The sequence below is a fragment of the Maricurvus nonylphenolicus genome, assembly GCF_042854845.1.
Classification (GTDB): domain Bacteria; phylum Pseudomonadota; class Gammaproteobacteria; order Pseudomonadales; family Cellvibrionaceae; genus Maricurvus; species Maricurvus nonylphenolicus.
The window spans coordinates 4,960,786-4,987,534 of record NZ_AP031498.1 but is presented as its reverse complement, the minus strand read 5'-3'; the positions used below and the strand labels follow the sequence as shown (position 1 = coordinate 4,987,534).

Sequence of the window (26,749 nt, the reverse complement as noted above, 5' to 3'; positions counted from 1 at the left end):
ATGCGTTCCTTGCCTTTGCGCCGTGCCTATTACCGTTTAAGAAATCACGTTAAGGGCAGTGCTGCCGATGCATCGTCTCTATATGACATATGGCATCACACCTTTTTTTCGCCAACAGAACAAATTCGTGATCTGGAATTCTTGGTGGTGGATACCGAAACCTCTGCTTTAACGACACAGGAAGGTGAGTTACTCAGTATCGGTTGGGTCGTTATTAAAGACAGTGCTGTAGATCTGGGGTCCTCCCAGCATCACCTGTTGCAAGTCGAAGAGAGTGTTGGCCAAAGTGCCGTAATTCATCAATTACGTGATTGCGAACTCGAAAATGGTATCAGCCCTGAAGCCATGATGCGTATGTTCCTCCAACAGGTACGCGGACGGATTCTGGTATTTCATCACGCCGATCTGGATATGGCGTTTTTGGACCAACTCAGCCTCCAATGTTTTGGTATGCCGTTACTGCTGCCCTATATCGATACGCTACAGGTGGAAAAGCGGCGCCTTCTTCACAAGCATCAAGCTATTGAAAAGGGCGCCTTACGGTTGGCAAGCTGTCGTCACCGATATAATCTGCCTGATTACCCTGCCCATAATGCGTTGATGGATGCTCTGGCTACAGCTGAGCTATTGCTAGCTCAGTGTGTGGGTAAAGGCAGAGATGTTCGTCTGAGGGATCTCTATTAAAGCCTATTGGTTTCCGTAGCAATTGGGGGTAAGCGTTCTTCTCCGCCAAAAAAATCCGGGTCTAACATTACTTTATAGATTGGTACATGTATGCTTTCTGAGCGTGGCCAGGAATCAAGAGCAGCTTTAAGTTCGTCAACCTTAGATGGTTTTTTGCCTACAAGGTTTTCTTTTTCTTCCGGATCACGATCGAGTTTATAGAGTTCATACTCGCCGCTTGAAAGGGCAATCAGTTTCCAAGGGAAGCGGTAAAGTGCTTCACCGTCGGCAGCGTTGATGAGGTAGTCAGATGGTTTGTGGCTTTCCACCGTTTCTGAGTTGGAAAGTTGTGGCCATGTATTTACGCCATGTATTCCAGAAGGAATATCCAACCCCGTGGCAGACAATAGAGTTGGTAGGACGTCCTGTACGGTTGTAAAGTGTGAAAGCTTCCTGGGGCTAAGTTTCTCAGGCCAGTGCAATACCGAAGGCACTCGTGCACCACCTTCATAGACTGATTGTTTACCCTTGCGGAAGGGGTAATTATCCGCTCCGCCATCGAGTACGTTGGTGCGAATGAATTCCAGAAATGTGAATGGCGCCGATCCATCAAATACTGTATCGAGGCCTTTAGCGACCTTAACCAATGGCGGTGATATAGCGTGTTGATTAAGGCCTCCATTGTCGCTCATAAACCAAATGAGGGTATTGTCCAGAATCCCTTCACGTTTCAAGGCATCTTTTATGCGACCAATAGCAGAGTCTAATTCAGTAACCATGGCTGCATGAATACGTCGATTTTCATCACTGATATGACTGTATTTATTGATAGTCTCTTTGGGGGCTTCATTGGGTAGGTGAGGAGCATTAAAAGCTGCGAAAAGAAACATAGGCTGCGTTTTGTTGCGATCCTCAATTAATCGCTCTATATCATTTGCTATCAAATGTGTGCTATAGCCGTTTTCTCGTAGCGTTTTACCGTTACGTTGCCAATCCAGGTGTCCTCCGTGTACATGATCCCAGTAACCTATTCCGCCTGTTACATGGCCATAAAAATAATCGAAGCCCCTTGCCATTGGATGATACTCGGGTTGCTGAAACCCTAAATGCCACTTTCCAGTAAGAAAAGTTTGATATCCATTTTCCTGAAAATATTGAGGTAATAGTTTTTCGGAAAGTGGTAATCCTTTGGGGTTTTGTTTTGAAAAGGGCGAATAAATTCCAAGTGTCTGAGGAGATTTGCCGCTAAGTAGCGCTGCACGGGTTGGACTGCAACTCGGCTGTACATAAAAACGGTCCAGTTCAATACCGTCGGCTGCTAGCTGATCGATATTGGGTGTATTAATTTCACTGCCATGATAGCCAACATCATTCCAGCCCATATCGTCAACCAGAATAACGACAATGTTAGGTTTTGTTGTTTCGTTTGCTGATACTGAGCAAGAAATATTAAGAGCCAGTAGAGTGAGCAAGAATAAAAACGTGATATTTTTATTAAACATATTTGTAGCCCATCAGTAAGGTTGATGATATCCAGGGTTCGCCGATTAGTGATCAGCAACTAGTTCAATGTTTTTTCTTTCTTGCTTGTAGAGATCGGGCAAAAAATCAGACAGGTAGCCCATTTCTTCAATTGCATGGACCATAAGGTCTGTGGGTAGTTGGCCGTTGGCTATCAGGGTTCTGGCCAATGCGGTATTGCCAATAATGCTTTCAATCGAGGTAACTTCTTTATTGGCTTCACGTTTGTGAATCTGTCCCAACCAGAACGTGGAGCGCATGACGGAACCAAAATCCGTTTCATTAACGACATGGCACATTGAGCCCATATAGAGAGGTTCTTCCAGCAGCCCCGTTTTCGCGCAGACAACAAACTGGTCGTCGCGTTCTTGGTATTCTTCAAGGAAGTCGGCGGGGTTTACGAACTGAATGCGCAGTTTGTGGAGATCCTTACCGATGTATTCATGTACAAGATGGCTCGCCCCAACAATTTCGCCCGGGATTTTGTTTTCCCAATCCATCCAAAGATGTGCCGTGGGATGCCACATCTTATAGTGCTCACTGGTTTGCATATAGTCGGCAAACCACCACTTCACCATATCGGGTTTAACCGCTGGCATACGCGTTAACGCTTTAACCACATAGATACCGTTGGCCTGGCGCTGAACACCGGTTTCAAGCTCGGTAAAGTTTTCGGCTAAAACGCCCTGCGTTGCGCGGTAGGGGCTAAAAGGGTTGCCGCCGGTGATAATCAACAGCAGGGCAATGACGGAAATAAGGATAAAAGGGCGTTTCATCGTTTGTACTTCTCTATGGTTGATCGGCTTGCTACAGCTGCCGCCTCTTGATGACTGATGGTGGAAGCTATCGTCATAACCCCTCACTTAGTGCACGATACACCAGTAGTGCACATATGTGCAATATCTGCACTTTAAGTGCACTCAATCAAGTTGTGACGAGATGATGTGGGTATTTAGAGGGTGCAGAAAGGCTCTCTGACGCTGTGGTGGCGCCAGGAAGTGTAGTGTTTATGGGGGCTGGCGGCTGATTTATGCCTGTGACGAGATGCCCCGGGCGGCATTGATGATGGGCTCTATTTCGTCCTGGGGAATGCCCAGGTTTTGCAAAATAAAGTGCGCCCAGACGGTACTTCGATCAGTGTTGCTGGGTTGGGTAATATTTTCCAAAACCAGCCCCACAAAGCCCCAGCTGATTAGGGCATCCAGGGTTTCTGGTGGTATAGCGGTAGAAAAGCGCTGCTGTTCCAGACCCTTTAGCGTGGTATGCATAATAAACTCACGCTGACTCTCCCTCACCGCTTCTATCAGTAAGCGAGGATACTTAACCAATTGCGCTGTAACAGGGTCGGCAGAGACCTGGGTAAATACCGCCATGGCACTAACCGTAAGGGCTACCGCCTGGTCTTCATGTTTTTCGGCAATCAGAAAAGATTCAGCGGCATAGCGGCTAAAGCGCTCGCCAATAGCGGCCTTAATACAATCTTTTTTGTTCTCAAAGTGGTTGTAGAAGGTGCGGCGGCCAACATCGGCGGCATCGGTAATTTCGTCGGTAGCGGTCTCGTCGACACCTTTTTTCAGTATGAGCTCGATGGTCGCGGTCATCAGCTGTTGCCGAGTTCTCTGGCGGCGGCGATCCATGCGATTGGGCTTGGTATCCGTTGCGGATGTACCTGTAGAGCTCATTAAAATACCTTGAAAATCAATTGGTTACATTTTTTTGCCGAAGTTACTTGGCGGCAATAGGCCTAGTTTATCAGGTGTTCAGTATCTATGCGCGAATAGTTCTTATATTGTATTGCTCTAATGCGCACTGTTGCTCAAGTGTGCAAAAGCGGTTTATGATGATTCCAGTGTCGAATGACGCTGGCTGTCTCAAAGGCAGATTCAAAGATAGGTTCCAAGAATAAATTCAACGATAAGAATTAAGAGCACTCGAGGAGAGTTGACTATGTTTAATCGCACGGCGGTGTTTACCGCTATTTCGGCGGCTATGCTGGGTTATGCGCAAACGCCGGTGTTGGCAAATGACGATAGTTTTGCTTTGGAAGAGATTGTTGTAACCGCGCAGAAGCGTGAACAAAATCTGGTGGATGTACCGGTATCGGTACAGGCGATTACCGGTAAAGGTCTGGCCGATGCCGGTGTGCAGGACTTTGCTGATCTGGTGAATGTATCGCCATCGTTGGCGCTGCAGGATAACCTGACCTCATGGCAGAAAAGTATTTATATTCGCGGCGTTGGAACCACCATTAACAGCCCAACCGTAGAATCCAGTGTATCGACTGTGCTTGATGGTGTTGTGCTGGCACGCCAGGGTCAGTTCTTTTCCGAGTTAGCGGATATTGAGCGTGTTGAAGTGTTGCGCGGCCCACAGAGTACCCTGTTTGGAAAAAATGCGTCCGCCGGTGTATTGAGTATTGTGACCAAGCGCCCAAGTCTTGATGAGACTGAGGGCAGTGTTGAAGTCGGTTATGACGAATACGGTGAGCAGCGCATGAAAGGTACCTACGGTGCCCCGATTAGCGATGATATGGCTTACCGTTTAAGTGCCAACTACAAGTATTCAGATGAAAGCCATTTGGAAAACGTTAATGTCGATGGCCCGGATCTGGATGGTGACAAAGGTTATGCCCTGCGTGGCAAGTTACTGTGGGAAGTTAATGACAGTACCGATGTTTTATTTATAGCCGATTACGGTCGTAATCATGGCCCTAATGGTGTGCGTGTCATGCGCTCGGTGGGTGATACCACAGCCACCGTGGTCAATGATAATGGCACTGAAGCCCTTAGCATTGATGAAGATAACCGCCAGGTTAATATCAATGACAGTAATGAATATGAAGCGGAAGAGTGGGGCATAAGCGCCGAGGTAAATTGGGATCTGGATACTCATGCGTTAACGTCCATCACCGCCATGCGCTCCTGGGATTTTGATAACGATATCGATATCGATTCCGGTGGTCAGGATGTTCCATCAGTTTCCCATATGGGTGTGGGCACCCCCTATTTCCGCGGCATTATCACAGGCAATAAACTGTCCAAACAGTATTCACAGGAAATTCGTTTACAGTCTACCGATGCTTCTGATTTGCAGTATGTTGTTGGTGCACTCTTCTGGGCTACTACCTATGAAGCTGACGCTCAGGAAAGGCGTACGGTATGTTTCGGTGCTCCATTCGTGAGTATAGGTGCTGATTGTTTGGCCAGTGCTCCATTTGCCAGTCTAGTTAATCTATCCGATTCAGATGAAACGGAAATCGATACCCAATACTACGCGCTGTTTGGTCAAGCGGACTATGCATTGACGGATGAGTGGATGATAACCGCGGGCTTGCGTGTGCAGCACGACAAGTTCGAATGGGACAAGAAACGATTAGGAGTGCTTGCCGCCGGTGATTTGCCCATAGCAGACTATGAAGGCAGCGGTGATGTTAGCAATACCGAGTGGACCGGTAAGCTGGGTGTGCAGTATATGTTGAACGAAGAGTCCAATGTCTACGCCAGCTATGCCCGTGGTTATAAAGGCCCGGGTGCGCAAATTGGCAGCGCGTTTACCGAGCCCCTGGAACCGGAAATTGTTGATGCTTTCGAACTGGGTTACAAAGGCCGCTTGATGGATGGTCGCCTGGGCATTAATGCCGCGTTGTTCTGGCAAGACTTTACCGATACACAGGTATCCTACTATGACGTAGTTGATAGTGCCTTCCGCCCAACCAATGCCGGTGAAACCCGCCAGCGTGGTTTGGAAGTTGATGCCATGTTTGCTGCAACTCAGGAGCTAAACCTGAATGCCAGTGTGACCTATCTCGATGGCGAGTATAAGGAATTTGAAACCGCCTGTTATGTTGGGGATACCGATGCTAACTGTGCTATTGACGGTTCCAAAGATGTTGCTGGCGAGGTAACACCTTATTCGCCTGACTGGAAAATTGTATTGGGTGGCCGTTATACCAAAGCCATTCCAGGAACCGAGGTTGATGGCTTCCTGCAGTTAAACTATCGCTGGCAGTCAGAGACTCAGTACCAGGCTGACCAGAACCCACTGACTCTGCAAGACGAATACGGTGTGTTTGATTTAAGTTTTGGTCTGGAAGACCAGGCAGGCCGTTACGAAGTAACTTTCTATGTTCGCAACCTGACCGATCAGGATTATGTGTCGAACCTGGTAGCCTTCGAAGATGCCACCGGTGCAAATGAAAGTGTGGTTCAGTTTGTACCAAAAGCCGCAGATCGTTACTTCGGTGGTTCAGTGAAGTTTAATTTCTAACCTTCTCTCTCTCTCCATATTTATGGAGAACGCTACTCTCTCGTAGCATTAGGGTGGCCTGCTTATCGGTAAGTGGATAGGTGGGCCTTTTTTGTATTTGATTTGAGAGTATTTTTAGCACCTATGCCGAAGTAAAAATCTGATCACCGTCATTCCTGCGTAGGCAGGAATCCAGTGGCTTAAGAACTCTGTCACTTATTGTTGGCTTGATATGTATTTTTGCTCGCCATCCCCGTGAAAACGGGGATCCACTAAACATCACTACTGTGAAAAACTAACTAATCTCCAACCGCTTCAACAACCGATAAAAATTACTCCTATCCACACCCAAAGCCTTCGCCGCTTGCGCTTGATTACCCTGACAATCTTTCAGGGATTCCTCAATTAACTGGCGCTGATAATTCTCAGTAGCTTGTTTAAGTGTCAATTGATCCGCTTCTAAGACCGGTAATGTAACTTTCCGAAAGGTTTCAGTAGCAGGGCGCGTTTCAATATCCAAATGCTCAGGTTCAATCGTCGTAATCCGCTGGGCATCATCATTCTGATAACGTGCCTTAAGCAGTGCCCGGTTGATTGTGTGTTCCAGCTCCCGCACATTACCCGGCCAATTATGCTGTAACAGCAGGCTTTTACTTTCAGGCGCAAGACGAACATTACGAAGCCCAAGGCGCCGACGATTGGCTTCCAGAAAATGACCGGCTAACAGCAGAATATCTTTGCCCCGACTTTGCAGATCAGGCACATTAATGGGGTAAACACTTAAGCGGTGATAAAGGTCGGCGCGAAACTTACCAGCAGAGACTTCTTTTTGTAAATCCCGATTGGTTGCTGCGACTATGCGCACATTCACTGTGAGGTAAGCATCGCTGCCCACTCGCTGTATTTCTCCGCTTTGCAGCGCGCGTAATAACTTCGCCTGTAATAGCAGGGGAATTTCCCCGACCTCATCCAAAAACAGTGTGCCGCCATCTGCCAGTTCAAACTTGCCCGCACGAGATTGAGTGGCACCGGAAAACGCCCCCTTAACATGTCCAAACATTTCACTTTCAATCAGGTTCTCAGGTAGTGCCGCACAGTTAACATAAATCAGCGGTTGATCGGCACGACTGGAATGCTGATGAATCTCGCGTGCGACAAGTTCCTTACCAACACCGGTTTCACCACAAATTAAAACCGCCAGATCCGATTGGCTAACGGTTTCAATTTCGCGGTTTAATTGTTTGATGGCGCTGCTTTTACCAATGATCGGCTGTTGATGTTCATTAATCACCGCCTGGGTAATTTTGTGTTCCTGGTCGAGCTTATTTTCCAGACGCTGAATTTGTTGTGCCACTTTCACACTGGCTTCAGCCACATGAATAAAGCCACGCAGTTCCAGTGGATCAATATCATCAAAAGTACCCGGTTGCATGGCATCCAGAGTAATCACTCCCCAAGGCGTATCATCAATAAACAGCGCCACACCCATGCAGTCGTGTACCGGCAATTCTCCTGGAGCATCTTCCACCAATCCGTCGTAAGGGTCGGGCAGGGCGCAATCCTGTTCAAAACGTACCGGCTCGCGGCTTTGCAGAATTTTTGCCAGCCGTGGATGTTCGCTTACCTCAAATGATCTTCCCAGGGTGTCAACGCTTAAACCTTCTGTCGCCAGTGGTACCAGACTTGGTCCCTGTAGTTGCAGCAGTGCAGTGGCATCACAGGGGAAGGTATTTCTAAACGCAGCCAGCAGGCGTAAATAACGCTGGCTGGGCGACAGTGGCAGGGATAAATCAGCAACGATATTCACCATCGCCTGGGTAAATGCAGGAGTTGTCATAATGACCTCATGTTGTCCTTTTGACATTTTAGTCTTTGGTGTCAAAAAGACAACTTTAATTAAAAGTCTATAAATATCAGTGGGTTACATATTGGCACGGCTTTTGGAATAAGGAGGGTGATAGCCAAAGAAAGGAGAATCCTTATGAAAATAGTTAAAGCTGGACTACTGAGCACCCTTTTACTCTACGGCAGCATGGTGGCTGCAGCAGATTCCAATGGCCACGTAAAAGGTCGAGTACCTGATCAGACATCAGGGCGCATGCTCGGCGGCTGGAGTGGTTTTTTAGTCGGCGGTGCCGCCGGTGGAATCGCAGGTGCCATTGCGATGGGGTTAGCCGGACTATGGATGGGCGGAGAGGTGCAGGAATCTGCCGGCCTGGCTGGTGATGCCTATGAAGTCGAGCTCGCTGATGGCGAGCAAGTGGTGATTCGCTCGCCGAATCGCCAATGGCAAACCGGTGATGCAGTTGCGGTAAAGGGTAATCGCCTGGTTGCCCAACAGTGATAGACGCTAAATAAAATAGAAAGGAATAAATATGTTATCCCAAAAAGCCAAAGATATCGTCAATGCGACGCTACCCGTTGTAAAGCCCAACTCGGTAGCCATTACTTCCGTGTTTTACCCGTTAATGTTTGAGCGTTACCCAGAAGTAAAAGCCTACTTTAATGAGGCGCACCAACTGGAAGGTAGTCAGCGTAAAGCACTGGCCAATGCGGTTATTGCCTATGCTGAAAATCTGGATCGGTTGGAGGCGCTGGGCGATGCGGTTTCCCTTATCGTACAAAAACACGCTTCACTCAACATCTTGCCAGAACACTACCCGATTGTTGGTGAGTGCTTATTGGCTGCGATTCGCGAAGTGCTGGGCGAGCCTGCGACCGATGAAGTGATTGCTGCCTGGGGCGAAGCTTACCAACAACTGGCTGATATTCTGATTGCTGCGGAAGAGAGTGTTTATAAGCAACATGAAACACTGCCAGGCGGCTGGCGCGGTGAGCGTGAGTTTGTACTGGTACGCAAGCAGGTAGAAAGTGATGTGATTACTTCGTTTTACTTTGAGCCCGTAGATGGTGGTGAATTGGCTGTATTTGAACCGGGGCAATACACGGCGATTACCCTAACCATTGCCGATAAAACCGTAAGACGTAACTACTCTCTGTCGAATTCACCGGGTGAAGACTTCTACCGCTTAAGTGTAAAACGCGAAGTCGACGGTTTGGTATCGAATTATCTTCATGATGATTTGATCGTGGGGGATATTGTTAAGCTTACACAGCCCTGTGGTGATTTCACCTTGAGCAGTAGTCAAAAGCCGTTGGTCTTACTAACCGGTGGTGTCGGTATTACACCTACGATCAGTATGTTATTGCCTGCGCTGCAAACTGGGCGCGATGTGCATTTTATTCATGCGGCGATTAACAGTCGTCACCATGCGTTTAAATCCTGGTTGGAATATCTCGCCAGTGAGTTCACGAATCTTAAACTGACGACGATCTACAGTGAGCCCTTAGCTAAGGATAATTGTGATCTGACAGGTTTTATTGATCAGCAAAAGTTGGATCAGTTATTACCTGAAGCTCGTGATCTGGATTTGTATTTCCTGGGGCCAAAACCTTTTATGAAACTTGTGTATAACGCAGCGCCTGATCTTGGGATTCCGGCAGAGCAAACGCATTTTGAGTTCTTTGGGCCGTTGGAGGATTTGAGCGAGGAGGAGTTGGTCGCTGAGGTGTAACGTCTCTATGGATAACGTCTCGATTTATCCTGGTAAATAATTACCCAGGATAAATCGAGCTCGCATGGTATCTGCTATGGTTATTTATACGTGTGATTTTTTTCTTGGGTATATCCAGGCTGCTTTATATGCAAAAATCAATTTGCTTTTATCTTTGCTTGCTACTATGGGCGCCTCTCGCTTATGCAGAGAAATTGGTTTTTACCGAATATGATTTTATTGGCCGGTTAGGGGCGCCCGAGGATCAGCTTTGGTATGACAATATACAGGAAGCGTTAAAGCGACTCGGTCATGACTTTGATGTTCGTTTCGAACCCGGTAAGCAGGCCATTCATCACGCCTTGAGTGGGCAATCAGATGGTTTGTTGTTTCAGTCTCCCATGCTTAAGGAATTATTCCCAAGTCTGGTCAGAGTGGAATTTCAACTCGCTGTTGTGCCTATTTACCTTTATGGCATGAAAGAGCGAGAGTTAGACTCTATTTGCGAACAACGTATAGGAATGCTGATGGGCTTTGACGAGTTTTCTGTCCGTCTGCAGGAACTCTTCCAATGCCCGAAACCGGTGACGCCACATTATGGGCATTACATGAAAAAGATGTTGATGATGTTAAAGTCTGAGCAGCTGGATTGGTTCCTGGCTCCTGTCGTGATGGAGCCTTTTCTAAACGCTCATGTAGACAAGCAGTTCTATCGCTTAGGGGCCTCGGAGATAAAGCTGCCGGTATATATGTATCTCAGTGAGCAAAATCAGGCACTGGCCGAGCCCTTATCCGAGGCGCTGGCTGAGGTCTATCGAGAGAAAGGGGTGGACAATACTAGCTACCGTCCCGTTCGGCTTGGTGAGAGCCTTCAGCGTTAAGTCGGCTTAGATTCGCCTATTGCATCCTTTTGGTCGTTTGGTTAAATTGGTAATACCAGTTTGATTTGTGGCGATTTGAGGTAGATGTGTTCCCGTCTAAGGCAGGTTTCAATATTCGTTGGCTGAGGAAGCTAAAGACAGTTTGTGCTGCAGTGCTTTTATTGCCTTTCTGCGTTGTGGCAGAAGATGGGGACCTAGTTCGTCCCAATATACTTCTACTCGTCGCCGAAGATATGAGTTCCCGTGTCGGCGCCTTTGGAGACCCGGTCGCCATCACTCCGAATCTGGATCGTTTGGCACAAGCCGGTGTTCGCTATACCAATGTCTTTACTACCGCTGGCGTGTGCGCCCCCAGCCGTGCAGCGTTGATTACCGGTGTCTCGCAAATCGCGATTGGTGCTCAGCATATGAGAACCTCTTCCTACCCCGGCCCCGCGTATCGCAGCGTTCCACCTGCCGAGGTTAAGGCCTTTCCTGAACTGTTACGCCGAGAAGGTTATTACACCTATACCGATAAGAAACTGGATTATCAATTCAGTGGTAGTGGCAGTAGCTCTGGGCCCTTCACAGTATGGAATGACGAGGGCTTTGGAACCCATTGGCGCAACAGGGAAGGCGAGCAGCCCTTCTTTGGCATGATCAACTTTATAGTCACCCATGAAAGTGGTTTATTTCCCGAGTGGCATTTTCCCAAAAGTGCTGCCCATCTAATGCTTGGCCTGTTGCACAGCTATTACCGTTGGGGTGAAGAGCTTGTTGTTAAGCCTGAAGACGTGTTGCTGCCACCCTATTACCCGGACACGCCTGTGGTGCGTAAAGATATCGCCCGCCACTACAACAATATCCACCTTATGGATAAACAGGTGGGTGAAATTTTACAGGTACTGGATGAAGATGGGTTGGCAGATAACACGATCGTCATCTGGACAACTGATCATGGTGATGGCTTGCCAAGAGCGAAACGTGAGCTGTTTGATTCAGGAATAAAAGTACCGTTGATAATCCGCTGGCCAGAGCGTTATCTCCCTGCTTATGTAAAAGCAGGCTCCATGGACCAACGCCTGGTGAGCTTCCAGGATCTTGCGCCAACCATCCTAAAACTTGCAGGAGTAGATGTCCCAGCGTTTATGACGGGCAATATTTTCGCAGGTGAAGCGCTTTCCGAAGAGCCTCGTTATATCTATGCCGCCAGGGATCGCCTGGACGAAGCTGAAGACCGCCAGCGTGCGATACGAGATAAACAATTTAAATATATTCGCAATTATCATGCGGGCACGCCGGGCGCTATGCATCTCGCATTCCGCGATAACCTGGATATTATGCAGGAACTCTGGCGTTTACAGACTGCTGGCGAGTTAACCGCCGAGCAGGAAAAGTGGTTCACGCTTAGGCCAGAGGAAGAGCTGTACGATATACAGAGTGATCCCCATGAGCTAAACAATCTGGCGGATACCCCAGGCTATGTTGATGAACTTGTGCGTCTACGAGCTGCTCTGGATCAGTGGTTAGCTAAAACTGAACTACAAGCCGACATGCCTGAGTCTGCAATGGCGCAACGCTATTGGCCCAATGCGAAGCAGCCGATTACCCCGGTGCCCGACATGACGTTCAATAGGGCTAAATCCTTATTAACCATTAATTCTCCTACCGAGGGCGCTTCGATTGGCTACCAGATCGATGGTGGTCCCTGGTTGATTTACAAAAAACCGCTAAAGATTCTAGACGCCGAAAAAGTGGTAGCTAAAGCAGTGCGTTATGGCTGGCAAGAAAGTGATGAAGTGTTATGGAAGATGTAGTGAGCAGCTAAAATTATAACCAGGTTAAGGAGCGTAAAGCCCCTTGATCAGGTTGGGGCTAGGTATTATATTGGTTCACTGGTAATACCAATATATAAAGATAGAAAGAGTGAGAGTTATGCCCCGGTTTGTCATGCGTTTGTGTGTTCCCGTCTTTGCTTTCCTTCTGATTGCCTGTTCTGACGGTACTCAGGTGGTGAAATTAGCTGATAATCAGCTTTCTGTGGGGCGTGCTGAGGTCTCGCTAAATGAAAAGTGGGAGTTTTATAAAGGCAGCTTATCATTGGAAGAGGTCAGTTTTTTAACGGCTTCTGATAAGGAGTGGGAGCCAATAAATCTGCCTCATACCTGGAATGCCGAAGACGGCTATGACGGTGGCAATAACTACTTCCGTGGCGATGGCTGGTACCGCAAGCAGATTAAGGTGTCGGACTCACTGGCTGGTAAACGCTTTTATCTGCATTTTGATGCGGCCAATTTGATTACTGATGTCTATGTGGATGGTCAGCATGTTGGTGAACACCGCGGTGGTTACGCAGCATTCCGTTTTGATCTTACGGATTACATGACTCCAGGTGCGGAGCACGAGCTGGCCATTAAGGTAAATAATGAGCGCAATAATGATATTGCCCCATTAAGTGCGGACTACACCTTCTTTGGGGGAATCTACCGTGATTTGTCTTTGATCGTAACTGATCAGGATCATATCGAACTGATGGACTACGCCTCTGCCGGTGTATTTCTGCATCAGCAATCGCTGAGTGATGAGCGAGCTGAAGTTCGTGCCGATATCAATCTGGTTAACAAACAAGATCAAGCCGTTGAGCGAGTACTGGAAGTCAGTATTGTTAATGCTGAAGGTGAAACCCTGCAACGTAAAAGCCAAGCGGTAAGTATTCCTGCTGCTGGCAAAGTATCTGAGCTCGTTGAGCTGGCGATTGATAACCCGCGCCGCTGGAATGGTGTTATTGACCCTTACCTGTATCAGGTGGCTGTTCAGTTAAAAGACACTGATCGCGTTGTGGATAGCATTACCCAACCATTGGGTTTGCGTACCTTTGAGGTTGACCCTGAAAAAGGTCTGCTGCTCAATGGTGAGTACTACGATGTTAAAGGTGTTAACCGCCATCAGGATCTCGAGGGTAAAGGCTGGGCGATAAGCGACGAAGATCACAAGCGTGATTTCGAGATTATTGCCGATATGGGTACAACCGGAGTACGTCTGGCTCACTATCAGCATGACCCCTATGTTTATCAATTGATGAATGAAATGGGGTTTGTGACCTGGGCTGAAATTCCGGTGATTAACGAAGTGCCTGAGTCGCAAGCGTTTGAAGATAATGCTGCCGAGCAGTTAAAAGAACTGATTCGTCAAAACTTTAATCATCCTTCAATTTTGTTCTGGGGGATTTCCAATGAAGTGAGCATGACCGGTTTAACTCCGGGCGGAGTGGAAATCCTTAAACGACTTAATGTATTGGCCAAGCAAGAAGATGATAGTCGTGTAACCACTGCAGCAGTTCTGGGGCATCATCAAGGCGATGATATTTGGTATGTAAACGATATCGTTGCCCAGAACGTGTATTACGGTTGGTATTACGAAAAAATCGCCGATATCGGTAAATGGGCGGATGAATCAAGGGCCGCGTTCCCTAATCGCGCCTTTGGTGTCAGTGAGTATGGCGCAGGTGCTGGCCCCAGTATTCATACGGCAGAGCCGAAAAAAGGTGATCACTCTGAAGAATTCCAAAACCTGTATCACGAAGGTAACTGGGAAGAGCTGAAGCAACGTCCTTTTGTGTGGTCGAAGTTTATTTGGAATATGTTTGATTTTGCGGTTGATGGCCGTGATGAAGGTGAGCGTCCGGGTATGAATGATAAAGGCCTGGTGACTTACGATCGCAAAACCTATAAAGACAGCTTCTACTGGTATAAGGCTAACTGGAGTAAAGAACCGGTCCTGTATGTCACCAGTCGACGTTTCACTGAGCGTAAGCGTGCAGAAACCGATGTGAAAATCTATACCAACCTGAGAGATGTTGAGTTGCAGGTAAATGGCCAGTCTATTGGCTCCAAGTCTCAAACTGGTGAGTACAAAATCATCTGGAGCGATATAGAACTCTCCATGGGTGAAAACACTATTGAAGTTGTTGGTCGTGATGCAGAGGGTAAATTGCAGCGTGATAAAGTTCAGTGGACTCGAGTAGAAAATGACGATACCCGTATCGCCGCTGTTGATGGTGTTTTAGGCATCGATTTACAAGAGCATCGCGTTTTCCATGTTCCCTATGGCACAACGGTCGAGAGCCTGAAATCATTGATCAAATTGCCTTACGGTGCTTCACTGGATATGTCCCAGACGGGCGAAGGCTCTACCCTGGTTGCGGTTGGCGATAAATTTGAAGTGGTTGCTAGCAACGGTGATCGTCAGGCCTATCAAATTGCCGAGGGGGCTCTATCTGTAGCCAGGCCCATCAAAGTCAATGCAGAATTGGCTCACGGTATGATGGGGTATCCAGCGGCACCGGCGTATAAAGCCGTTGATGGTGAAGCTGTTGCTTCTGTGGATATGGACGCCGCAAAGGAACTCGAGGTTTCCCCCGTCTGGTTAACCGGTGATCCCAGTGGTAATCGCGGTGGCCAGTTCAAAATCGATTTAGGGGCTAACTATTACATCGACAGTTTGGAGGCAACCTGGCTATCAGGAGAAATGAGTGAAAATGGTAAAATGCTTTACACCATTGAGCTTGCCAAAGATGTTGCCCTGGACGAAACGGTATTTGTGGAAACTTATGAGACCGTTGTTGATAAATCAGATAACGAGATCTCTCACCGTACTCAGGATGATATTCAAAAAATAGCGCGTTATGTTCGTATTAATATTCTGGACTCAACGTATTTCTTTGAAATTCCGCTCATCGGTAAGTTTAAATTGGTGGGAGCCACGGAGTTATCTGTTGATGGTGGTTTGTTGTTCTCGCATGCGCTGGATGTGGATTATGGCAGTCATGTGATTTCTATTCCTCGTGGCATGACCATGGTGGAGCTAACAGAAAATCTGCAGCTGGTGAGTGATGAATATCAATTGCTACTTAAGCAGGATGGTCAGATCATTGATGAGGGGCAGCCGCTAACCGAGCAGCAGTATGTTGTGGTGGCGTCCAAAGATGCTGTAGAGGCACGAAAAGAGCGCTATGCATTGCTGTTTACGGATCCGGCAAAGGCGATTGCTAACAATGACTAGATCTATCACGGGTAATGGCTCTGGGCTGTTACTCGCGTCGCTTCTGTTAGGCATCCCTGTGCCAAACCACAGTGAAGCCCAAGTTCAAGCTGAAGATACATGCAGTCATTATTCTGAGGCTCGCCAAGCGTTCTTTGGCGATTTGCATGTGCATTCCAGTTATTCCGCCGATTCTTACTTTCGGATGGGATCTCGAACAACGCCGGATGATGCGTATCGCTTCGCGTTAGGCCAGTCTATTCCCTTGCCGCCTTTCGATGCCGAAGGTAATAGCGCCCGGTTTTTAAGTATTGATCGTCCTCTGGATTTTGCCGCAGTTACGGATCATGCCGAAGATCTGGCTGATGTCAGATTGTGTAGTGATCCAAGTTGGGGGGAGAGCGGTAGCTTGTCCTGCGGTCTCGATGGTATGTGGAAAGCCTTTTACGATATGGCAGCCGCTAAATTTCGAGATAAGAGTTCATGCCAGGCTGAAGAGGGCGTTTGTGTTGAGGCCAAAAAAAGTGTCTGGCAAGACACCATTCAATCCGCTGAAGCCTATAATAAACCCTGTGAATTTACCGCATTTGTGGGGTACGAATGGAGTGCGACACAAAACGGTGCCAATATGCACCGCAATGTGATTTTTCGTAATTCTGAAGTGGTGCACACACCCATCAGTGCCAATGATGCAACCACGGCTGAACAGTTGTGGCAGGGGCTGGATACCAATTGTCGCAACACCGGTAAAGGCTGTGATGCGATTACCATTCCCCACAATATGAACTTGAGTAAAGGGATGATGTTCTCGCCGTTAATGGGTAATGGTGAGTTGATGACACCGGAGGTGGCCGCTCAGCGACAGTCCTACGAAACCCTGGCGGAAATTATGCAGCACAAGGGTGACTCTGAATGCTTCTATGGTTCAGGCCTTGGTGAAGATGAACTGTGTAATTTCGAAAAGTTACCTTACAGTTCATTTCTGGGTAAATATGTCGAGTTTATGCGCAAGCCGCCGGCTAACGATACCCGCTATATGCGTGAGGCCCTACGGGAAGGTTTACGGCAGGAGCAGCTGCACGGCATCAATCCATTCAAAACCGGTTTTATTGGCGGCACCGATACCCATATCACCGCACCAGGTGCAGTCGAAGAGTCCAACTATGCCGGTCATCACGGTGATCAGAACTTTTCCAAAGAGTTGCCGGTGGAAAAACAGTTGCCGGATTTTGTCGAGTCAGGCCCGGGTGGCTTGGCGGTGGTTTATGCCGAGCAAAATACCCGCGAGTCATTATTTGCTGCAATGAAACGTCGTGAAGCTTATGGCACCACGGGACCACGTATTGGTGTGCGCTTTTTTGGTGGGGAGAACATACCGCAAGATGCCTGTTCCTTTGACGCGGAAACTCTGGCGAAACAGGGCTATCAACACGGTGTGCCCATGGGGGGAGATTTACGTCTTGAATCGACGGACGCCAGTCCGCGCTTTGTGGTTTTAGCCCAAGCTGATAGCGGAACCTTAAAAAATCCCGGTACGCCGTTACAGCGTCTACAAATCATAAAAGGTTGGGTTGATGCCGAAGGGCGCTCACAAGAAAAGGTGATGGATGTTGCGGGGAATCCCGATAACGGTGCCAGTGTCGACTTGGCTACGTGTGAGTCGCAGGGGGTGGGTTTCCAGAAACTCTGTGCGGTATGGGATGACCCGATGTTTAATTCAAAACAGCAGGCTTACTATTACGCCCGTGTAGTAGAAAATCCCAGTTGCCGTTGGAATGCTCATGTGTGCATGAACAATCAGGTGGATTGCAGTAACCCGGAATCAGTACCTGAGCACCTGCAATCTTGCTGTGATGCCTCTGTGCCCAAAACCCTGCAAGAGCGAGCCTGGACATCACCGATCTGGTATAGCCCGCGTTAAAGATTTATTCACCAATCAATCGATGTAACCATAAGTCTTGCCATCCCCGCGAAAGCGGGTCTGGCGAATCAGTATTGTTACTTAAATCGCGCAGCACTGTGCTGCGTCAAATTAGTAATGACTCGCTGCAAATGCTTCTGCATGGCTTCACGTGCCAGTTGACTGTCACGTTGCATTAAGGCTGACAGAATATCTTCATGATCCTGAATGGTAGGCAGAGACCCTTCGGTACGCAGATCCTGGTGGAACTGGGCACTAATTTCCGATTGATTACGCAGTTCCCACAACCAGCGTATAGTGGAGGTAATCGCACTATTACGACAGGCATCGGCAATTACCATATGAAACTGTTGGTCAACCTTCTCGGCGGCGTCTGCATCTTTATCTTCATTGAATTGCTTAAGCTGACCCAATAGTTGAGACAGTAGCTGCAATTCATTATTGCCAATACGTTCGGCAGCCAGTGCGGCGGCAGCGGCTTCAAAGTGCATTCGCGCTTCCAGAATCTCAAACGGCCCTGGCAAGTCTTCCGGTTCCTGGGTGGTATTGGTTTCTGTTTCTTCTGCCTGTTCGCGAACGTACACGCCTGAACCTGGTTTAACTTCAACCAGTCCCATTACCTCCAAGGCAATAATCGCTTCACGCAGCGGCGGGCGGCTAACGTTGAATTGCTCCGCCAGGGCACGCTCTGAGGGCAGACGTTCTCCGGGCTGAAAATCCCCATTGTGGATCATGGTACTGATCTTTTTATAGATCTGCAGATACAGGCGTTGAACCTGAATCTCATCGGTCGCTGCTTTAGGCATGAAATCGCTTACTGTTAACTGGTCGATTGGTTGAGCCAATTATACTGGCCTCAAGTTATGTGTACTACCTTATTTAGTGGGATTTGATCTTATGAGCACAGCTATATTGCATTTTAGATTAGCTTCTATAGAATTGGTAATACCAATATGGAATTGGTAAAACACCCGTGTAGCGGGTGGTTCAAATAGCTAGGTAATAGTCTATGGGGCGTTTACAGCCGTTTATTGCAGGTCTTATCGCTGTGTTGGTCCTCACAGGTTGCCAGCAAGACAAGCAAACCGTACTGAAGCTGGGCCACGGCCTGGATCAGGGCCACGCCGTGCATAAGGCACTTGTGCATTTGGGGGAGAGGCTGGATCACTATTCCGCCGGTGAGATGCGCCTGGATATCTATTCTGGCGGCCAGCTGGGTTCCGAGCGGGAGATGATTGAGCTGCTGCAAATCGGTAGCCTGGCCATGACCAAAGTATCCGCAAGCCCTATGGAAGGGTTTGTACCTGCCATGAAGGTCTTCAGCATTCCTTATGTATTCCGTGACCACGACCATTACTGGCAGTTTCTCGACAGTGGCAAAGGTCAGGACTTATTAACGTCTGGCGATAAATATCGCCTGCGTGGCTTGGCCTATTACGATGCTGGCAGCCGCAGTTTTTATACGACCGAAGCGCGCGTTGATAAGCCCGCTGATTTGCAGGGCTTAAAGATACGCGTACAGAAAAGCCAAACCTCCGTCCAGATGGTAGAAACCTTGGGGGGAGCTGCTACACCGATTTCCTGGGGCGAGCTTTATACCGCGCTGCAGCAGGGCGTTGTCGATGGTGCGGAAAATAATCCTCCCTCCTTCTATCAATCTCGCCATTATGAAGTGAGCCGTTACTTCGTATTGGATGAGCACACTTCTGTGCCGGATATTATTTTAATCAGTCTACCCATTTTGCAGCGTTTGAGTGAGCAGGAACAGGGTTGGTTAATGCAGGCAGTGGCCGACTCCGTCGTATTTCAGAAACAGCTCTGGCAAACCCAAACCGAAGAGGCTTTAGCAGCTGTTAAGGCCGCAGGCGTGGAAGTTATTGTGCCGGATAAAATACCGTTCCAGCAGGCGGCTTTAACCATGCACAGCTCGATAGAGAATCCAGAAGTGCAGGCATTAATTCAGGGGATTAAGCGTATGGAGGCGAGTCACTGATGTATGCCTTCATGACAAGGGTCGACAACTTGGTGAAGTGGACATTGTTCTTTTTAATGCTCGCTATGGTGGTGGATGTAACCTGGCAGGTAGCCAGTCGTTATGTCTTTATGCGCCCCAGCTCCTACACCGAAGAGATTGCCCGCTTCCTGTTAATTTGGATCAGCTTTCTGGGTGGTGCTTACGCCTTCCGCAAAAAAATGCATTTGGGTATTGATCTGCTGACGGAGAAACTCTCCGTGGATAAGCAACGCATTGCCAATCTGTTTAGTTATGTTGTCTCTGGTTTGTTTGCCTTGTTGGTGTTGGTCTTTGGTGGCAGTCAACTGACCTTATTAACCTGGGAGCTGGAGCAGGTCTCCGGCGCTTTAGGATTGCCCATGGCTTACGTCTATAGCGTAATTCCGATGAGTGGTTTATTGATCGTTTGTTACAGCCTGGAATTTATGATTGCAGAAGTGCGCAGGGGAGATTGCTAGTATGGAATTTTCTGCGTTGGCGATGATCCTGATTTTTATCATTCTGATGGCGCTGCATGTCCCCATTGCCATCTGTATTGGCATGGCAACCATGGTTGCCATGTTATTTACCATTGAATCCACAGCTGCCTTAACAACCCTGGCCCAACAAATGGCCGGTGGTGTTAACAGCTTTGCTTTGTTGGCGATTCCCTTCTTTATTCTGGCGGGGCAATTAATGGGGCAGGGTGGTATTGCTCATCGTTTGATTGAAATGGCTAAGGTATTAATTGGCCGTTTACCCGGTGGTTTGGCGCTGGTCAATGTGATGTCTTCGATGTTGTTCGGTTCTATTTCCGGTTCGGCGGTGGCGGCGACCTCTGCCATCGGTGGCTTTATGATTCCGGAGATGAACAAACAGGGTTATAAAAAAGAATTTAATACCGCCGTTACCGTTGCATCCTCTACCACCGGTTTATTAATTCCGCCCAGCAATATTTTAATTATCTATTCCCTGGCCAGTGGTGGCGTATCCATTGGTGCTTTGTTTGTTGCCGGTTATCTGCCGGGGGTATTGATAGGCTTGATGATTATGGTCAGCTGTATGGCCTATGCCATTTGGCATAAATACCCGCGAGCTGAGCGTTATGGCGTAAAAGCCAGTTTTTTTAAAGTGCTGGATGCGGTGCCCAGCCTGTTAATGATTGTGCTGATTATTGGCGGCATTGTCGGTGGTATTTTTACGGCGACAGAGGCCAGTGTGTTGGCGGTACTCTATGCGCTGTTTTTATCGGTGGTGGTTTATCGCCAGGTAGCGATTCGTGATCTACCGGCAATTCTGATCAAGACGGTAGAAACTACTGCTATCGTAATGTTTCTGATTGCTACCTCGGCGGCTATGTCGTGGATGCTGTCCTATGAACAGATCCCTCAGTTGTTGAGTGAAGCCTTATTAGCGATGTCTGAAAACCCGTTGATGGTTTTATTGATGATCAATTTGATCTTGCTGTTGGTGGGTACTTTTATGGATATGACTCCGGCAGTATTGATCTTTACCCCGATCTTTTTGCCCGTAGCGGCCGAAATGGGCATCTCGCCGCTGCACTTCGGCATTATGATGATTTTGAATCTCTGTATTGGTCTGTGTACACCACCGGTAGGTACTGTGTTGTTTGTCGGTTGTGGTGTAGGCCAAACCCGTATTGCTGATTTGATCAAACCACTGTTGCCACTGTATGGCGCCATGTTGGTTGCCCTGGTGCTGGTGACCTTCTTCCCGGCAATCAGTGAGTTTTTACCCCGCTGGTTTGGGTTGTTGTAAAAAAGAGTTGTAAAAGTGGTTGTAATGAAAAGCCAGAATGAAAACAAAATAGTTTTGTTAGGTGAACCCTTATTGGAGCTGACTCCAATCAGTGGCCAAAGCTACAACATGGGAGTTGCTGGCGATGTGCTCAATGTCGCCGTAGTGGTATCCCATTTGTACGGTGAAGCGCATTTATTAGCGGCGCTAGGCCTGGATTCTGGCAGTGACAAAATATTACAGTTTGCACGCGATCATGACGTGAATACCGAAGCGGTCGTTATTGATCATGCCCATAAGGCGGGCATGTACTTTATCAACAATGATGCCTTGGGTGAACGCACATTTACTTACAAGCGTGACAATTCTGCCGCTAAACATTTTTTTGGCGATAGTGATCAGCTTTTGACTGCGCTGAACAAACTTGAAGCCGTTAGCCATATCTATTTTTCGGGCATTACCCTGGCACTGATGACAGAAGCAAGCCGTACGGCTTTTGTTGCCTGGTTGGATAATTTTAGACGTTCAGGTGGCCTGGTCGTTTTTGATAACAACTATCGTCCAGCGCTATGGCCCTCCGCTGATGCCTACCTGAAGGCCTGTGAGTGGGTATTGTCTAGAACAGATATTTTTCTGCCCAGCTTGGATGATGTCATGTTGAGTTTGGGGCTTGTCGACAAACCGGCGGCGATGGCTTGGATTGTTGCTCGCGATGTACCGGAAGTCGTGGTCAGCGATGGTGTACAACCACTTACCCTGATGGTGAATGGCACGACAGAGTTAATTGATGTCATCGCGGCGAATCAGGTGGCTGATACCACCGGTGCCGGGGATGGTTTTAATGGTGGTTACTTGGCGGCCCGTTTAAGCGGGGCGTCGGCGCAGGATGCGGTCAAATGTGGCATGCAATTGGCGGCCGATGTGGTTGGTCATAAAGGCGCAATATTGCCAGAGGAATATTGGGCAAAGGTTTAGCAAGAGAGTGGAACTATGAAAAGTACTTGGCGGTGGTTTGGGCCAAAAGACAGTGTCAGCCTGGAAAAGATTGCGCAGGCTGGAGCCACAGGGGTGGTGACTTCGTTACACCATGTGCCAACGGGCAATGTCTGGCAGTTGGAAGATATCTATGCCCGTAAAGCAGAAATTGAAGCCGCTGGCCTTGAGTGGAGCGTGATTGAAAGTATTCCGCTACACAATGACCTGAAAAAGCGTACCGGTAACTATAAAGAGCAGCTGGAAAACTATAAACAGTCTATCCGCAATGTGGCGCAAGCTGGCATTAAGGTAGTCTGTTACAACTTTATGCCTGTGGTAGATTGGACGCGCACCAGCCTGAGTTACCGCTTGGCGAATAATGCCGAAGCCCTGCGCTTTGATTTGGCTGATTTTGCGGCCTACGATGTCCATATCCTGGAGCGCAATAACGCCTACCAAAGTTATGACAAGGAAGTGCTTATGCGGGCTGAAGAACGTTTGACAGCAATGAGCCAGGAAGAGCGTGAGCTGCTGGAAAAGAATATTATTGCCGGTTTGCCTGGTGGTGAAGGTAGCTACGATCGCAGCTCCATACGCGAAGAAATTGAAGCCTTTATCGCGTTAGGTGTGGAAGGTTTCCGCAATAACCTGATTGCCTTCCTGCAAGAAGTCATTCCTGTGGCGGAAGAGTGCGGCGTGAAGATGTGCATCCACCCAGATGATCCTCCCTTCTCACTGTTTGGCCTACCACGTATTGTTTCTACCTCTGATGATGTGCGTAAACTGCGTACCGCCGTGCCCAGTGAATCCAACGGTCTAACGTTGTGCGCTGGCTCTTTTGGGGCCCGCGGTGATAACAATCTGACCGATATGGCCCGCGAGTTTGGTAATGTGATTCACTTTGTGCACCTGCGTAATGTCACCCGCGAAGAAGACGGCTCCTTCTATGAGGCCGATCACCTCGGGGGTGATAACGATATGGTGGGGCTGATTGATGCCCTGCTCGACGAAGAAGAGCGCCGTATCGAAACCGGCCGTACCGATATGATTCCTATGCGCCCGGACCATGGTCACCTGATGGGTGATGAAATCGGTAAAGAGGGCGTCAATCCAGGTTATTCCTATGTCGGCCGTCTGAAAGGACTGGCAGAGTTGCATGGTGTGATCCATGCTCTTGAATATCAGCGCAATGTTTAGAGGCGACTATTGTGAAGTTAGTTATGCACCCGGACCGTTTATTTCCCGCTGATACCACCACCCGTGATATTGCCCGTCGCCTGTATGGCCAGATTAAAGATCTGCCGATTATCAGTCCCCACGGCCATACCGACCCGAGCTGGTTTGCCGAGAACAAACCCTTTGAGAACCCATCGGCGTTGTTGCTGCAACCGGATCATTACCTATTGCGTATGCTCTACAGTCAGGGCATACCGCTTGAGGCCATGGGTATTCGTCGCCGTGATGGCGGAGATGTTGAAAGCGACCCCAAAAAAATCTGGCAGTTGTTTGCGGAGCACTATTATCTGTTCCGTGGTACCCCTACCCGCATGTGGCTGGATCATGTCTTCTCTGAAGTGTTTAATCTGGATGAAGCTTTAACCGCTGATACGGCAGAGAGCTATTACGAGCATATCAATAGTTGTTTGCAGCAGCCCGAGTTTTTACCGCGTGCGTTGTTTGAGCGCTTTAATATCGAAGTGATCGCCACCACCGAATCTCCCCTGGATGATTTGCGTCACCATCAGGCGATTAAAGACAGTGGTTGGCAGGGTCGCGTGATTACCGCCTTCCGTCCTGATCCGGTGATGGATCCAGAGCACGATGGTTTTGTAAGCAATCTGAAACAGCTGGCCAATATTACCGGTGAAGATACCCAAACCTTCAGTGGTTATCTGGCGGCTTTAAAAAAACGTCGTGAATTCTTTAAATCCATGGGCGCCACCTCAACTGATCATGGCCATCCAACCGCAGTAACGGCTGACTTAACCCGGGCTGAAAGCGAACAGCTTTTTGCCGGTGCCCTAAAAGGTGAGTTAACCCCACAACAAGCAGAATTGTTCCGTGGCCAAATGCTTACCGAAATGGCGCTGATGAGTTTGGATGACGGCTTGATAATGCAAATTCACCCGGGTTGTCACCGCAACCATAACCAATCCCTATTTGAAAACTTTGGCCGCGATAAAGGCGCTGATCTACCGGTGGCCACCGAATATATCAGTGCGTTAAAACCGCTATTAAATAAACTGGGTAATGATCCGCGCTTCAACTTGATTGTCTTTACCCTGGATGAAACAGCCTATAGTCGTGAGTTGGCGCCACTGGCTGGTCACTATCCGGCGATGAAAGTGGGACCAGCCTGGTGGTTCCATGATAGCCCGGAAGGTATGCGCCGTTACCGTGAGCAGATCACCGAAACCGCCGGCTTCTATAACACCGTAGGTTTTAATGACGACACCCGTGCGTTTTTGTCCATCCCGGCCCGACATGATGTGGCGCGACGTATGGATTGTACCTTCCTGGCACAATTGGTAGCAGAGCATCGCATTACTGAAGAAGAGGCTGCGGAAATTGCCTACGATCTCACCTATCGCTTGGCGAAACAGGCGTATAAGTTATGAGCCGTCTAAACGCTAAAGCGCTGGCGCAGTTACCAGAAGCGGTTGCTGTTCCGCAATATGTTCGCCGCGCGATAAAAAGCGCTATCGTTCATTTGGGTATCGGCGCTTTTCACCGTGGTCACCAAGCCTGGTATACCGAACAGGTGTTGAATAACGAAGGCGGTGATTGGGGCATTACCGGTGTCAGTTTGCGCAGTGCAACAGTGCAACAACAGCTGCAACCCCAGGATGGCCTTTACACGTTGCTAGAGAAACAGGGAGAAGAGCAACGTCTGCAAGTCATCGGTGCAATTAAAGATGTGATTGTGGCACCGGAAAACCCCGGTGCACTCTTGTCCCTGTTAAGTGATGAGGCTACCCAGGTAGTTACCCTGACAATTACCGAAAAAGGTTATTGCTACGATTTTGCCGCGGACAGTCTGGATGAAAAAAATCCGGATATTCTTCACGATCTGGAGTATTTTCCATTTCAGCTTAAAACTGCAGTGGCTTATTTAGTGGCAGCCCTGCGTACACGCCGCAAAAACAAACTGCCGTTAACCGTGATCAGCTGTGACAACCTGCCAGCCAATGGCCGTATTCTCGAAAAAGTGGTGTTAGCCTTTGCAGAGAAAATCGATACCACACTGGCGCATTGGATAAAAACCTCGGTTGCCTTCCCTTGCAGTATGGTTGATCGTATTGTGCCAGCAACAACGCCAGAAGATATTGCCAGTGTGCGAGAAGTGCTTGGTATGGAAGATTTAGCCGCCGTGGCTACTGAGCCCTTTGCTCAGTGGGTAGTAGAAAGCAACTTTAAAACCCCGGTACCCGCCTGGGATAAAGTCGGTGCTCTGTTTGTCGACGATGTCGAACCCTTTGAAGATATGAAGTTGCGCTTGCTTAACGGCAGTCACTCCATTATCGCTTATCTGGGGTATTTGGCCGGTTACGATTACGTACATCAGGTGGTGGCAGATAAAGACTTTGCGGCTTTTATTCGTGCCTATATGGATAATATCGCTACCCCAACTTTGTCCATGCCCGATGGCTTTGATGTGGAAGCTTATAAAGATCAGTTGTTGGCACGTTTTGCCAATGCATCCTTAAATCATAAAACCTCTCAAATCGCTCAGGATGGTTCGCAAAAGATTCCCCAGCGCTGGTTGGCTAGTTTGCGTGAGAATGGGGCTGCTGGGCGAGATATATCAATACTGGCATTAGCACTGGCTGGCTGGATTCGTTATTTACAGGGGCAGCGTGATAATGGCGAAACTTATACCATTATTGATCCTGCTGCTGATCAACTGACGGCCATGACACTTCGCGTTTCAGGATCTGCTCAGTTAGTGCCTAATGTATTGGCTGTGGAAAGCATCTTTTCCGGCTTGGATAAAGAGCTTCCCGATCTTGTTGCTCAGGTTATTGATTGGCACAAACAGCTCATTGCTGAAGGTTGTCAGTCGGTAGTAACCTCCTTTATTTAATCCACTAAACGGCTACTTTACACAAGCCTGATTATTGATCAGGCTTTCTCCCGCCTTGCTGTATCTGGCCTCCCCTTGTTTATCCACAGCTTCTCCCGCCACTGATTCACTGAATCTGTGGATTTCTAACCCGTG

General features: G+C 48.3%; 20 protein-coding genes. 15 read left to right on the top strand and 5 right to left on the bottom strand.

The window, feature by feature from the left end:
- Positions 1-684, top strand: coding sequence for a 3'-5' exonuclease (locus ACGHZ6_RS21595; protein ID WP_390616129.1), 684 nt, complete (start codon positions 1-3; stop codon positions 682-684).
- Here the strand turns inward: ACGHZ6_RS21595 and ACGHZ6_RS21590 are convergent.
- From ACGHZ6_RS21590 to ACGHZ6_RS21580, 3 genes are all read right to left on the bottom strand, one after another.
- Positions 681-2,165 (bottom strand): arylsulfatase, encoded by a 1,485-nt coding sequence (locus ACGHZ6_RS21590; protein ID WP_390616128.1) that lies wholly within the window; start codon positions 2,163-2,165, stop codon positions 681-683. The two genes, ACGHZ6_RS21595 and ACGHZ6_RS21590, sit on opposite strands and share 4 nt — an antisense overlap.
- Before the next feature lie 45 nt (positions 2,166-2,210).
- Positions 2,211-2,960 (bottom strand): DAPG hydrolase family protein, encoded by a 750-nt coding sequence (locus tag ACGHZ6_RS21585; protein ID WP_390616127.1) that lies wholly within the window; start codon positions 2,958-2,960, stop codon positions 2,211-2,213.
- Between the two features lie 252 nt (positions 2,961-3,212).
- Complete coding sequence (locus ACGHZ6_RS21580) at positions 3,213-3,866, bottom strand: TetR/AcrR family transcriptional regulator (protein WP_390616126.1); 654 nt, start codon at positions 3,864-3,866, stop codon at positions 3,213-3,215.
- A gap of 265 nt (positions 3,867-4,131) precedes the next feature.
- Here ACGHZ6_RS21580 and ACGHZ6_RS21575 point away from each other — a divergent pair, with 265 nt between their 5' ends.
- Positions 4,132-6,450 carry a TonB-dependent receptor gene (locus ACGHZ6_RS21575; RefSeq protein ID WP_390616125.1) on the top strand — a complete coding sequence of 773 codons (2,319 nt, stop codon included), beginning with the start codon at positions 4,132-4,134 and terminating at the stop codon, positions 6,448-6,450.
- 274 nt (positions 6,451-6,724) lie between these two features.
- Here ACGHZ6_RS21575 and norR read toward each other — a convergent pair whose 3' ends face one another.
- On the bottom strand, positions 6,725-8,293 hold the full coding sequence (gene norR, locus ACGHZ6_RS21570) for a nitric oxide reductase transcriptional regulator NorR (protein ID WP_390616124.1): 1,569 nt from the start codon (positions 8,291-8,293) through the stop codon (positions 6,725-6,727).
- Positions 8,294-8,410: 117 nt separating this feature from the next.
- Here norR and ACGHZ6_RS21565 point away from each other — a divergent pair, with 117 nt between their 5' ends.
- The 6 genes from ACGHZ6_RS21565 to ACGHZ6_RS21540 all read left to right on the top strand — a co-directional run bounded on the left by ACGHZ6_RS21565 (position 8,411) and on the right by ACGHZ6_RS21540 (position 17,804).
- Entirely contained in the window at positions 8,411-8,773 is a 363-nt protein-coding gene (locus ACGHZ6_RS21565) for a hypothetical protein (RefSeq protein ID WP_390616123.1), read from the top strand.
- 31 nt (positions 8,774-8,804) lie between these two features.
- A complete protein-coding gene (gene hmpA / locus ACGHZ6_RS21560; protein ID WP_390616122.1) occupies positions 8,805-10,004 on the top strand; it encodes an NO-inducible flavohemoprotein in 1,200 nt (399 codons plus the stop codon).
- Between the two features lie 128 nt (positions 10,005-10,132).
- The gene (locus tag ACGHZ6_RS21555) at positions 10,133-10,864 is read left to right on the top strand and encodes a hypothetical protein (protein WP_390616120.1); all 732 of its coding nucleotides are present in this window, start codon (positions 10,133-10,135) and stop codon (positions 10,862-10,864) included.
- Between the two features lie 86 nt (positions 10,865-10,950).
- The gene (locus ACGHZ6_RS21550) at positions 10,951-12,660 is read left to right on the top strand and encodes a sulfatase (RefSeq protein ID WP_390616119.1); all 1,710 of its coding nucleotides are present in this window, start codon (positions 10,951-10,953) and stop codon (positions 12,658-12,660) included.
- 118 nt (positions 12,661-12,778) lie between these two features.
- On the top strand, positions 12,779-15,904 hold the full coding sequence (locus ACGHZ6_RS21545; RefSeq protein WP_390616118.1) for a glycoside hydrolase family 2 TIM barrel-domain containing protein: 3,126 nt from the start codon (positions 12,779-12,781) through the stop codon (positions 15,902-15,904).
- Positions 15,897-17,804 (top strand): DUF3604 domain-containing protein, encoded by a 1,908-nt coding sequence (locus tag ACGHZ6_RS21540; RefSeq protein ID WP_390616117.1) that lies wholly within the window; start codon positions 15,897-15,899, stop codon positions 17,802-17,804. The genes ACGHZ6_RS21545 and ACGHZ6_RS21540 overlap by 8 nt, the downstream gene beginning before the upstream one ends.
- A gap of 77 nt (positions 17,805-17,881) precedes the next feature.
- Here the strand turns inward: ACGHZ6_RS21540 and ACGHZ6_RS21535 are convergent, their stop codons facing one another.
- Positions 17,882-18,610 carry a FadR/GntR family transcriptional regulator gene (locus ACGHZ6_RS21535; protein WP_390616116.1) on the bottom strand — a complete coding sequence of 243 codons (729 nt, stop codon included), beginning with the start codon at positions 18,608-18,610 and terminating at the stop codon, positions 17,882-17,884.
- Positions 18,611-18,813: 203 nt separating this feature from the next.
- Here ACGHZ6_RS21535 and ACGHZ6_RS21530 point away from each other — a divergent pair, with 203 nt between their 5' ends.
- Genes ACGHZ6_RS21530 through ACGHZ6_RS21500 form a run of 7 tightly spaced genes read left to right on the top strand, consistent with a single transcriptional unit; the run spans position 18,814 to position 26,614 of the window.
- Positions 18,814-19,797: a TRAP transporter substrate-binding protein gene (locus ACGHZ6_RS21530; protein WP_390616115.1), complete on the top strand. Its 984-nt coding sequence runs from the start codon at positions 18,814-18,816 to the stop codon at positions 19,795-19,797.
- A gap of 11 nt (positions 19,798-19,808) precedes the next feature.
- Positions 19,809-20,276, top strand: coding sequence for a TRAP transporter small permease (locus tag ACGHZ6_RS21525; protein WP_390616114.1), 468 nt, complete (start codon positions 19,809-19,811; stop codon positions 20,274-20,276).
- Position 20,277: 1 nt separating this feature from the next.
- Positions 20,278-21,576, top strand: coding sequence for a TRAP transporter large permease (locus ACGHZ6_RS21520; RefSeq protein ID WP_390616113.1), 1,299 nt, complete (start codon positions 20,278-20,280; stop codon positions 21,574-21,576).
- A gap of 24 nt (positions 21,577-21,600) precedes the next feature.
- Positions 21,601-22,530 (top strand): sugar kinase, encoded by a 930-nt coding sequence (locus tag ACGHZ6_RS21515; RefSeq protein ID WP_390616112.1) that lies wholly within the window; start codon positions 21,601-21,603, stop codon positions 22,528-22,530.
- 15 nt (positions 22,531-22,545) lie between these two features.
- On the top strand, positions 22,546-23,727 hold the full coding sequence (gene uxuA / locus ACGHZ6_RS21510) for a mannonate dehydratase (protein WP_390616111.1): 1,182 nt from the start codon (positions 22,546-22,548) through the stop codon (positions 23,725-23,727).
- A 23-nt stretch (positions 23,728-23,750) separates the two neighbouring features.
- Positions 23,751-25,148 (top strand): glucuronate isomerase, encoded by a 1,398-nt coding sequence (uxaC, locus tag ACGHZ6_RS21505; RefSeq protein ID WP_390619202.1) that lies wholly within the window; start codon positions 23,751-23,753, stop codon positions 25,146-25,148.
- Complete coding sequence (locus tag ACGHZ6_RS21500; RefSeq protein WP_390616110.1) at positions 25,145-26,614, top strand: mannitol dehydrogenase family protein; 1,470 nt, start codon at positions 25,145-25,147, stop codon at positions 26,612-26,614. Before uxaC ends, ACGHZ6_RS21500 begins: the two co-directional genes overlap by 4 nt.
- Positions 26,615-26,749 lie beyond the last annotated feature (135 nt).